This window comes from Actinomycetospora sp., from assembly GCF_036497245.1.
Classification (GTDB): Bacteria; Actinomycetota; Actinomycetes; order Mycobacteriales; family Pseudonocardiaceae; genus Actinomycetospora.
On record NZ_DASXJS010000190.1, the window covers coordinates 1 to 10,373 of the forward strand.

The 10,373-nt window shown below is 74.9% G+C and carries 8 protein-coding genes and 1 pseudogene; 2 read left to right on the top strand and 7 right to left on the bottom strand.

What is annotated here, in order from left to right:
* From VGI02_RS19905 to VGI02_RS19915, 3 genes and pseudogenes are all read right to left on the bottom strand, one after another.
* A pseudogene (locus VGI02_RS19905) lies at window positions 1-1,053 on the bottom strand (glycoside hydrolase family 65 protein); the annotation flags it as partial.
* Between the two features lie 82 nt (window positions 1,054-1,135).
* Window positions 1,136-1,939: a trehalose-phosphatase gene (gene otsB / locus VGI02_RS19910; RefSeq protein ID WP_331630055.1), complete on the bottom strand. Its 804-nt coding sequence runs from the start codon at window positions 1,937-1,939 to the stop codon at window positions 1,136-1,138.
* Between the two features lie 143 nt (window positions 1,940-2,082).
* Complete coding sequence (locus tag VGI02_RS19915) at window positions 2,083-3,327, bottom strand: ROK family transcriptional regulator (RefSeq protein ID WP_331630057.1); 1,245 nt, start codon at window positions 3,325-3,327, stop codon at window positions 2,083-2,085.
* A gap of 117 nt (window positions 3,328-3,444) precedes the next feature.
* Between VGI02_RS19915 and VGI02_RS19920 the strand changes: the two genes are divergently transcribed.
* Window positions 3,445-4,581 (top strand): adenylate/guanylate cyclase domain-containing protein, encoded by a 1,137-nt coding sequence (locus VGI02_RS19920; protein ID WP_331630059.1) that lies wholly within the window; start codon window positions 3,445-3,447, stop codon window positions 4,579-4,581.
* Window positions 4,582-4,584: 3 nt separating this feature from the next.
* On the top strand, window positions 4,585-5,070 hold the full coding sequence (locus tag VGI02_RS19925) for a hypothetical protein (protein ID WP_331630061.1): 486 nt from the start codon (window positions 4,585-4,587) through the stop codon (window positions 5,068-5,070).
* Between the two features lie 38 nt (window positions 5,071-5,108).
* Here VGI02_RS19925 and VGI02_RS19930 read toward each other — a convergent pair whose 3' ends face one another.
* The 4 genes from VGI02_RS19930 to VGI02_RS19945 form a co-directional block, all read right to left on the bottom strand.
* Window positions 5,109-6,320: an alpha/beta hydrolase gene (locus VGI02_RS19930; RefSeq protein ID WP_331630063.1), complete on the bottom strand. Its 1,212-nt coding sequence runs from the start codon at window positions 6,318-6,320 to the stop codon at window positions 5,109-5,111.
* A gap of 73 nt (window positions 6,321-6,393) precedes the next feature.
* Window positions 6,394-7,116, bottom strand: a complete 723-nt coding sequence (locus VGI02_RS19935; protein ID WP_331630065.1) for a GntR family transcriptional regulator — start codon at window positions 7,114-7,116, stop codon at window positions 6,394-6,396.
* Between the two features lie 201 nt (window positions 7,117-7,317).
* Window positions 7,318-9,399, bottom strand: a complete 2,082-nt coding sequence (locus tag VGI02_RS19940) for a DUF222 domain-containing protein (RefSeq protein WP_331630067.1) — start codon at window positions 9,397-9,399, stop codon at window positions 7,318-7,320.
* 75 nt (window positions 9,400-9,474) lie between these two features.
* A partial coding sequence (locus tag VGI02_RS19945) for a zinc-binding dehydrogenase (RefSeq protein WP_331630069.1) occupies window positions 9,475-10,373 on the bottom strand: 899 nt, incomplete at its 5' end.

Here is a 10,373-nt window from a genome sequence, read left to right on the forward strand (position 1 = left end):
CCGCGAGCAGACCTGCAGGATGTGCGCGGTGTGGAAGCGCAGCAGCAGCTGCACCCGCGGCTCCGACGGCAGGTCGATCGCGCAGACGTCCCAGAGCTCGGTCCAGGCCGACTCGTGCTCGGCGTAGGCCTCGGCGAAGTCCGGGTAGCGCTCCACGTGCCGCCCGGCCGCGGTGAGCGTCTCGGTGATGGCGTTGTCATGGCTGGTGAAGAACGAGACCAGCTTCTCGACCTTGATCGACTCGCCCTCGTGGGCCTCGAGCTCGAGGACCTGCTGGATGTAGTCGTTCATCTGGTGCAACGTGCGGCGGGGCTCGACGGCCTGCCAGGACCGGCCCCGGCTGCGCGCCAACCGGGTGCGGGCGGCCTCGGAGATGTAGAGGTTCGACTGCCGGGTGCGCACCTTGAGGGCGATGACCTCGGGGCCGAACGTGCGCGGGGTGACCGGGTCGAGGTGGCGGCCCTCGAGGTCGCGGTAGCGGGCCACCATGTCGTTGTCGACGCGGCCGTCGATCGCCGAGACGATCCCGACGTTGCCCGACCAGTTCTCCGGGGTGAGCACCCACTCCAGCGCCGCCTGGTGACTGTGCGCCATCGACACGAAGCGCCTGCTGCGCAGCGTCGTCTCGCGTCCCTTGCGGTCGCGGAACCGGAAGTGCCTGCTGACCGTGGCGGTCCGGATGTCGAAGCTGTGGCGGTACTCGAGCACCTCGACGTTGTCGAGGGTGATCGCCTCCTCGCCCTCGATGCGCAGCATCAGGACGAGCCAGTTCGGCAGGTTGACTAGGTCCTCGTTGAGCACCGGCCTGCCGCCGAGGATCGTCGTCTCGCGGTTGTAGGCGCCGTGGGCGTAGGTCCCCGCGTAGTGCCCGGGCGGGTCGGTGTCCTCCCACTCGGCCGCGCCGCGCGTGCAGAAGTAGCCGTTGCCGGTGGAGGACAGCGCCTCGCGCAGGCCCTCCTCCTCGGGTTCGACGCCCTCCCAGGTCAGGGTCCAGCCGTCATCAGCGCCGTGGGCGCCACCGGCTACATCGTGGTCGGTCGCGGGACTGCTCACCGCGGTCTCCTCCCGGCTCGGGGCGTGGGCATGGTCGTGCGCGGGGGCGGCTCGGCCACCCGCGTGGCGCGGCGGGGCCCGGTCATCGGGCCAGCCCGTCGAGGAACCGGGCGACCCCGTCGACGTCGGCGAGCACGGCCGAGGCCGCGGTCTCGCGCGCGGGCGCCTCGGCCGGATCGATGACCAGCACCCCGAGCCCGCCGTCGGCGATGCTGGGCGCGACGAAGGCGTCCTCGTCGGTGACGTCGTCGCCGAGGTAGATCGGGAGCACGTCCGGCCCGCGCAGGTCGAGGACCCCGAGCAGGTGCTCGACGGCCCGGCCCTTGTTCCAGTCGATCTTCGGTTGGATCTCGTGGACGAACTTGCCCGGGGTGACCCGCAGCTCGCCCGGATGGGCCGCGAGCACCCCGTCGACGAGCTCGGACACCTCGCCGTGCCGGGCCGGGTCCACCGCGCGGTAGTGCAGTGCGACCGAGGCGTGCTTGGGCTCGACGAGGGTCCCCTCGATCGCGGCCGCCCGGTCGGTGACCTCGGCGGTGACCTTCTCGACGAGCTCCTCGAACCCCGACGACGCGTCATGGGTGATCGTCCCGGTGCGCGGGCTGTGGATGTCGAAGCCGTGGCTGCCCGCGACGATCAGGTCGTCGAGGCCCATGAGCTCGGTGACGACGCCGCGGTCGCGCCCGGACACGACGCAGACGCTGGTGCGCTGCGCGAGGTCCGAGACGATGCGCCGCATCCCGGGCGTCATCACGGCGTCGGACGGGTTGTCGACGATCGGGGTGAGCACGCCGTCGTAGTCCAGGAAGACGGCCGGGGCCCGACCCTCCCCCCGGGCGGCGAGCACCGTCTCCGGGGAGGGCAGCTCGGACGCACGAGGGCTCATCGATCCGACCTCCCCGTCGTCGTACGCCCGCACCGGTACCGGTCTGTGACGCGGTTCACAGGCTAGGTCCGCGTGCTCTCGCGGTCAACGGATGAACACATGGCCGCGATCCTGACACGCGTCGGTGACGCGTGCCCGTGCGCTCACCCGCGCGAGGCCAGCACGTGCTCACCCGCGAGCGCCACGGCGCCGAGGACGTGGGCCCGTGCCCCGAGCTGGGCCGCGACGACCTCGACGCCCTCCGCCGCGCCGGGGAGCGCCCACCGGTCCAGGGCGGCGTGCAGCGGGTCGATCAGCAGGCTCCCCGCCTGGGCGAGCTCGCCGCCGACGACCACGCGCGCGGGGGTCAGGAGGCTGCACAGCCCGCCGAGGGCGCGCCCGACGTGGCCGCCGGTGTCGGCGAGCACGCGGCGTGAGGGTGCGTGCCCGCCGCGGGCGCGCGCGACCACCTCCGCGATCGAGAGCGGGCTGCCGAGCAGCGGCTCGAGCAGCCCGACCACCGTCGTCGTGGACGCCCAGGTCTCCAGGCAGCCACGGTTGCCGCAGCGGCAGACCGTGCCGCCCGGACCCCCGGTGGGGCCGCCCGCATCCTCGGCCACGACGACGTGACCGAGCTCGCCCGCGGTGCCGGAGCGCCCCCGGTAGGGACGTCCGTCGAGGACGAGGCCCGCTCCGACCCCGTCGGAGAGCTTGAGATACACGGCGTCGCGGACCCCCCGGAGCGCCCCCCACGCCTGCTCGGCGAGGGTGCCGAGCATGGCGTCGTTGTCGACGGCGACCGGCACGCCCAGGTTCGCGGCGGCCCGGGCGGCCGCGTCGACGCCGACCCAGCCGGGCAGGATGCCCGGCTCCCCGACGGACCCGCTGCGGGCGTCGACGGGCGCGGGCAGCCCGATGCCGACCCCGAGGAGCGCGCCGCGCCCGACCCCCGCCTCGGCGAGCGCCCCGTCGAGCAGCTCCTCGGCGGCCCGGAGCCCGTCGTCGGCGCCGTGGCCCTCGGGCAGCCGCGCGTCCCGCTCGGCGAGCAGGTCCGCGGGCGGGGCGGGCTCGCCGGGCCGACCCGACGCCGACCTGCTGAACGTGTCCGCCGCCCGGGCGAGGCCGACGCGGACGTGCCGGTGGCCGAAGTCCACCCCCGCGAGATATCCCGCGGGCGCGACGAGGCGCACCGCGCGGACCCGCCGGCCGCCACGCACCGTCGTCGTCGCGGTGAGGCTGCCCGCGCCGACGAGGTGGCGCACGATGTTCGAGACGGTCGCCGGGGCGAGCCCGGTGGCCGCGGCGATACCCGACTGCGTGGGTTCCCCGGCGGCGAGCACCGCATCCAGCACGCGGCGACGGTTCGCCTCACGCAGGCCCGCCGGGGATCCGGGCCCTGCCGCGTTCATTCGATGAACATAACTCGCCACTGTGTCCCATGTCACGGTCCGAACGAGCCAACCTTCCCGCGATGGGCCACCCGCCCGGCCGGCGTCGTACACCGGAGCACCGCTAGCGTCCGTTCGGTGGATGACCGGCTCCCCGAGCTCCGCCAGGCCGTCATCGACGCGCTCGACGCGAGCCGCTCCGCCTCCCAGGTCTACGACGCCGACGGCCGCCTGTGCTGGGTCTCCGAGCAGATGCTGGAACTCGCCGGGGCGGACCCCTCGACCGAGGTCGGCTACGGCATGCACGTCGGCGAGGGACTCGAGTTGCCGCTGTGGTCCTCGATGCTCGCCGGGCCGGCCCGGCGCGCGCTGCGCGAGGACCTCGAGCGGCGCTTCGCCACCGACAGCGAGCTCGCGCCGATCTGGGTCTCCCCCGTCGAGCTGAACCTGGCGCACCGGCGGCGTCCGGTCGGGATGCTCGGCCTCACGGTGCGCGCGGCGGACGGGACGTTCGCCGGCACCGCCCTGGTGTTCGCGCCGCTGCTGCCCGCGCGCGTGCTCGCCCTGGTGAGCGAGGGCGACGAGGCGATGTTCACGCGCATGGCCGACCTCACCGAGCCCCGCCGACGCCCCGCGGCGGTGCTGTTCGCCGACATCGACTCCTCCGGGCACCTCTCCCGCCTGCTCCCCACGCCGGCCTACTTCGAGCTGATTCGCCGGTTCACGACGGCGTTCGACGACCTCGTCGCCCGGCACGGCGGCATCGTCGGCAAGCACGCGGGCGACGGCGCGAGCGCGTTCTTCCTCGCCTCGTGCGCCGACGGGGACGCGCACCCGGCCGAGTCGGACGCCGCGGGCGGCGCCCTCGCCGTCGCGCTCGCCTTCCCGGCGTCGGTGCGCTCGATCGTCGAGGAGCTCGGCGAGGAGGGCGTCGGGGTCGCGGTGGCCGACTGCCGCGTGAATCTCGGCGTGCACTGGGGCGCCAACCTCTACATCGGCCAGGTCGTCACCGGCGGCCGCCTGGAGGTCACCGCGCTGGGCGACGAGGTCAACGAGTGCGCCCGCATCGAGCAGGTCGCGACCGGCGGGCAGACCCTGGTGTCGAAGACCGTCGTCGAGCGACTCGACGCCGGGGCGGCCGGCGAGCTGGGAATCGACCCGATGACCCTGACCTACCGGGTGCTCGCCGACCTCGCCGGAGCGGACCGGAAGGCGCTGCGCGACGCGGGTTCGCTCGCCGTCGTGGATCTCGCGGCCTCCGCGCAGGACAATTGACCCGTGACGGACGTCGAGGCGTGGTCGGAGTTCGCGGTGGCCACGGCCGGGGCGGCCGCAGCCCTGGCCGGACTGCTGTTCGTGGCCTTGTCGATCAACCTGTCGGCGGTCCTCGCCTCGCCGCGCACCACGGCACGCGCCGCCTCCACCCTCATCCTGCTCGCGTCCCCGGTGTTCCTCTCGCTCACCCTGCTGGTGCCCTTCGAGTCGTCGACGGCCGTCGGCGTGGTGCTCCTCGTCCTCGCGGCGCTCGCCGCGGGGGCCCTGGGCACACTGCTGCCCCGGCCCACCGAGCAGGTCCCGCTCCCGGCCTGGATGCTCGCGACCGTGCTGCCCCCGATCGTGCTGTGCGGGGGCACGCTCCTCGCCGGGCTGGGGCTCCTGATCGGGGGCCTCGGCGGGCTGATCTGGCTGGCGCCCGCGATCGGGTTCTCGCTGTTCGGCGGGCTGGTGGGCGCCTGGGTGCTGCTGGTGGAGATCCTGCGCTAGCCGTTCGTGCGCGGCGCGAGGCGGAGCCGGTCCGGCGCTCACCAGCCGTGCTGGGTCAGCCAGTGCTCGCTGATCGTGCGGCGGGCCTGGTTGCCCAGCGAGCCGGTGCCGAGGATGTCGTACGCGTGGTTCGCGTACGGCAGCCGGACGAGCGTGGCATCCACCCCGGCGGCCCGCGCCTGGTCGACGAACCGCTCCACGCCACCCGGCGGGACGAGCTCGTCGCCGGTCGGACCGATGACGAGGGTGGCCGGCGCGCGCGGGGTGATCGCCGGCCCGCCGGAGACCGCGCGGTAGCGGTCGGGCACCTGCTCCGGTGTGCCGCCGGTGTAGAGCTGCGCGAGGTAGGCGCCGGGCGTGCCGGGCTGTCCCGGGAAGTGGCCGTGCGCGTAGGCGTCGAGCAGATCGACCGCCGGGTACTGCACGAGCACCCCGCGCGGCACCGGCACCACGCCCCCGCACGACGAGGGCTGCGTCCCGGACGCCGCGTGGTAGCCGACCGACACCGCGAGCTGCCCGCCCGCGGAGTCCCCGGCCAGGACGATGCGACCGGGATCGCCGCCCCGGCCGGGCGCCAGCGCGGCGACCTTCGTCAGCGCGCACGCGACCTGCGGGCCGGCGACGTCCCAGGTCGGGCGGGTGCCGGTGGACAGGGTGTACGCAACGCTGACGGCGAGACGGCCCCGGTCGGCGAACCAGCGCATGTCGTCGGTGTTCCCGAGCTCCGAGCCGCCGTTCCACCCCCCGCCGTGGACGTAGACGAGCACGGGGGCGGGCCCGGTGGCGCCGCGCGGATCCCAGAACGCAGCGTGCAGCCCGACGCCGTCGGGGCCGGTCGAGTACACGGGGTCGCCGTCGGGCAGTGCGAACCCGGAGGAGGGGACGATCGCCTGGAACGGGTTCACCGAGCCGCCCGCGGACACCGTCGCGGCCATGAGGATCCCGACGACGACCGCGAGCGCCACCGTCGCGACGCCGCTCCCGATCGCGACGCCGGTGGCCGTCCACCGCAGCCGGCGGCGCAGGAGGAGCGCGAGCACCGCGGCCACGAGGCCCGCGACGACGAGCGTCGCCCCCCGCGCGGGGACGGTGACCGTGGCCCAGCCGGAGAGCGGCCCGAGACCGGGGACGAGTGCGCCGAGGGCGACGAGCGCGACCATCAGGCCGACGAACCCGAGCACGACGAGTGCCAGTCCTGCGGCCGCCCCGGTGAGGCGGCGCCCGCGCCGCGGGCGGGCGGACGTCGTCATGCGCGCGAGGGTACGGCTCGGCGTGTGTGGACGATCTTGTGTCGGTCCGGTCGGGTGACGCGGCCCCCGCGGTTCAGTGCGCGCGTCGCCGGGGCCGGCGGATCCCGACCTCGATGAGGTAGCGGTCGCCGCGCACCAGCGCGTCCACCCGCTCGACGGCCGTGCCCCACTCGTCGCGCGAGGTCCGCCTGAACCGCCAGCCCGGCCGCCCCGATGGGACCCCCAGTAGCGCTGCGTCCTCGCCCTCGACGAGGACGGGCTCGACGGTCTGGGTGCCGTCGACGACGCGGCGCCCGTACCGCGACTCGAGCAGGCCGTACCAGGACGCCTCGCCGTCGAGGTCCGCGCCGACGATGTCGGGGACGACGCGGGTCGGCACGTGCAGCAGCTCCCGGGCCATCGGCTCGCCGTCGGCCAGGCGCAGGCGCGCGAACCGCCGGACCGGGTCGCCGAGCGGGATGGCGAGGTGCGCGGCGAGGTCGTCGTCGGCGGCGATCTCGTCGCACCACAGCAACCGTGACGACGGCCGCAGACCGCGCCGGGTCATGTCGTCGTGGAAAGACAGCGCGTCGAGGGGCTGGGCCGGGGCCGTGCGGCGGGCGTAGGTCCCGGCGCCGTGGCGGCGTTCCACGACGCGCCGGGTGGTGAGCTCGGCGAGAGCCAGCCGCACCGTCGAGCGCGACACCGAGCAGCGCTCGGCGAGATCCCGCTCGCCCGGCAGCAGCGCGCCCGGGCCGAGCTCGCGGCAGAGCCGCTCCACCTCGGCCTCGACGTGCGCGGTCCGGGATTTCAGCACGGCCCGGTGATACCACGGCTGAGCGGTACCCCGATTACCGCAAGCGATTGCGGGTGTTCGGATCGTCACGCAGCGTCGGTCGGGGGCTTTCGCAGCCGGCCCGGGAACGAGCCCGTGACCGAGACCGCGCGACGCCGGCCAGGCCGGGTGACCGCACGCCGAACCGGCCCGCGGCGAGCCGGGCGGGCCAGGCCAGGCCGACTACAAGGGTGGGTCGTCGGGCCCGGTGCCGACCGGGTGGAGTGGCGAGCCGCGGCTCCGTAGCAGGTAGGCGCGTGTGTGATCGCGCTGCCGACCGGGTGGGCGCCCCGGGCGCGGGGCCGGTGACCGCAGGTCGTCCGGGTCCCGTCCGAAGTCCGCCCGGGCCGTGGTGGGCCGCGCACCGGTCCGGCCCCGCACGAGGGGGCCTGGGAGTGGGTTGATGACACGACGGGCTCGGGTCACGTACCCCACGCCCGCCGGGGAGGTCCACGAGAAGTGGCCGGGCTGCGGCTGGTCGAGCTTCCATCGCCGATCGCTCTTCGCGCGGTGGTGAGCGCCGCAGGGCACGCCGTTGTTCGCGGCGACGGTGGGGCCGGTGTGCGCCCAGTCACGCGTGTGGTCGATCTCGGCGGTCGCGGCAGGGCCCTGGCAGGCGGGGCCGATGCACCAGCGGTCGCGAACGCAGAGCCAGCGCCGGAGCTCCGCGCCCGGGCGTCGGCGGTGGGCGTCGGCGCGACTGTTGGCGGGATGCTCGGGATCATCGAGCGTCGGCAGCCCGGGCAGAGCCGCCTGGGCTTCCCGGACGAGCGCCGCGAAGGGGTCGTCGTCCGCGAGGTCGAGGGCGATGAGGTCGCCGGTGCGGACCGCGAGTTCGACGATCGCGGTGGAGTCCCGCCCGTCGCGCCGGTGGCGGGGCGCGTTGGCCGGGCGGCGGCGCAGCAGGAGGACGTTGACGGGTCGGCCGTCGTCGTCGCAGAGCACCATGCGCCACTCGCCACCGGGGCGGGCCAGCGCCAGGGCACGTGCCTGCGCAGCGCCGAGCGCACCCCAGGTGGGTGCGGTGCCGGGAAGGTCATCGAGGCCCAGCAGGGTCGTCAGACGGAGACGGATCTCGACGATGCCCTGACGCAGCCGCGAACCGAACACCTCGGGAGGCCGGGGGTCCGGCAACCCGCCGTCGAGGTCGTCCGGCCTGACCGGGGGTGCCGCCGAGTCCGAGCCGTCCGGAACCGAGCCGTCGGACGGCGAGCCGTCCGGACCGGAGGCGTCGTCGGAGCCCGGACCAGAATCGTCGTCGGGGGCGTCGGGAGGCGCGTCATTCGGAGGCGGACCCGAGTCGTCGGAGCCCGGACCGGAGTCGTCGTGGGGAACCGAGCCATCCGGGGGCGGGCCCTCCGGGACCCCGCCGTCCGGAGGCGCGTCATCCGGAGGCGGGCAGTACGGACCGGGGTCGTCATCGGGGAACGGGCCGGAGCCGTCGTCCGGGTGCCCGTCGTCGGTCTCCGCGAGGAGCTCGGCTGCGACCGTCTCGATGACGACAGCATCGTCGAGACCTGTCAGCGAGCCGTCGACGAGCCGACAGAACACCCGCGCCCGGATGAAGGGCCGCCGCGGCGGAGCGCCTCCCGACCGTCGGATCGAGCGGTACACCGCGACGGTGAGCGCATCGAGGTGGGCCCGTGCGCGGATCGCGTCGTCCGGGGCGAGGTCCCGTCCGCAGAGGTCGGCGCTGCCCGAGGGATTCAGCCCGTGGGTGACCCGGGCCTCGTGCAGCGCACGGGCCAGCCGCCCGTCCGACCATCCCGAGTCGAGCGCAGTGGCCACCTCGACGAGGCGGGCCCCCAGCGCCGCGACCGGCAACGACTGCACCTCCGGCAGCACCTGCTCACAGGTCGCCCGCAGATGCTCCTCGGTCATGTCCTGGCAGACCTCGCTGAACACCCGTGCCTTGCGCGGCTCGACGGCGCCGTCGGCCATCGCGGCCGCAACCAGGGGCAGCCGTTCGATGAGGTCAGCGGCCAGGGCCAGGCGCCGGTCGGCCATCGTCGTCGACCACCCGAACGCCGCCGCGGCCTCGAGCCCGGAGTGGCGATCGAGCTCGCGGCGCACGGTGGTGCCCTCCTCCGCGCGGCAGGCCTCGTACATCGCCCGCTGGAACATCGAGGACGCCCAGTTCGACACGGCGAACGCCAGCCGCATCACCTCGACCGACTCCGGACCGGACAGGCTCGACAGATCGAGCGCAGCCAGCCGGGAGCACTCCGCGGGCCACACCGACCCGCCGTCCTCGTACCGCCTCATGACTCGAACACTAGTTCGAACCCCTGACAGTCACGCACGAATCCGGCAGACCGGACGCTGCGACATCCGAGTGAATCAGGGCAGGACGACGAGCTTGCCCCCTGCGTGCCCGTCCTCCATCAGCCGGTGCGCCTCGACGATCTCCTCGAGGCGGAAGGTCCGCCCGCGCGGGACGGTGGCGCACCCCGCCGCCACGTCGTCGAGGAAACCCTGCAGCACCGACGCGGGCAGATCCGAGGCGTCCCCGCCGTACCCCGCCAGCCGGACCCCGCGGGGGAGGTGGTCGATCGGGGAGAAGTCCGGGACCGTCCAGACGTTCGAGAGCATCCCGGAGACGCAGGCGACGCCGTGGACGCGGACGGCGGCCAGGGTGTCGGGCAGCGTCGGGGTGCCGACGAGCTCCAGCGCGCGATCGACCCCGTCCGCCACGATCGCCCGCACCCGCGGCGCGACGGCACCGTCGTCCAGGACCACGTGGTCGACCCCGACGCCGGAGAGCAGGTCGGAGCGGGCGAGGTCGCGGGTCGTCGCGAGCACCGTCATCCCCCGCTGCTTCGCCAGCACCGCGGTGGCCAGCCCGACCGACGAGGTCCCGCCGCGGATCAGGAGCGTCTCCCCCGGCTGCGCGTCGAGCCCGACGGTCAGCGAGCCGTGGGCGGTCTGCAGCATCTCCGGGACGGCGCCGAGCACCGCGTCGTCGAGGTCGGTGTGCACCTCGAGGACCTGCGAGGCCGGGACGTCGGTGTACTCGGCGTAGCCGCCGTCGAACCGGCGGCCCATCCCACCCATCATCGCGACCACGCGCGCGCCCTCGGCGAACTCGCCGCCCGGGCAGGCCGCGACGTATCCGGTCGCCTCGATACCGGGCACCCGCGGGAACGTCACGCCCACCGCCAGCCCGAGGCGGGTGTGCAGCTCGGACCGGTTGAGCCCGGACGCGGTCACGCGGATCAGGACGAGGCCCGCACGCGGGG

What these genes read in the sequence shown, in the direction of transcription:
- VGI02_RS19930 (WP_331630063.1), bottom strand. Translation starts at nt 6,320, where the DNA reads ATGACGACGTCCGCCCGCCCGCGGCGCGGGCGCCGCCTCACCGGGGCG.
- VGI02_RS19915 (WP_331630057.1), bottom strand. Translation starts at nt 3,327, where the DNA reads ATGAACGCGGCAGGGCCCGGATCCCCGGCGGGCCTGCGTGAGGCGAAC.
- VGI02_RS19940 (WP_331630067.1), bottom strand. Translation starts at nt 9,399, where the DNA reads ATGAGGCGGTACGAGGACGGCGGGTCGGTGTGGCCCGCGGAGTGCTCC.
- otsB (WP_331630055.1), bottom strand. Translation starts at nt 1,939, where the DNA reads ATGAGCCCTCGTGCGTCCGAGCTGCCCTCCCCGGAGACGGTGCTCGCC.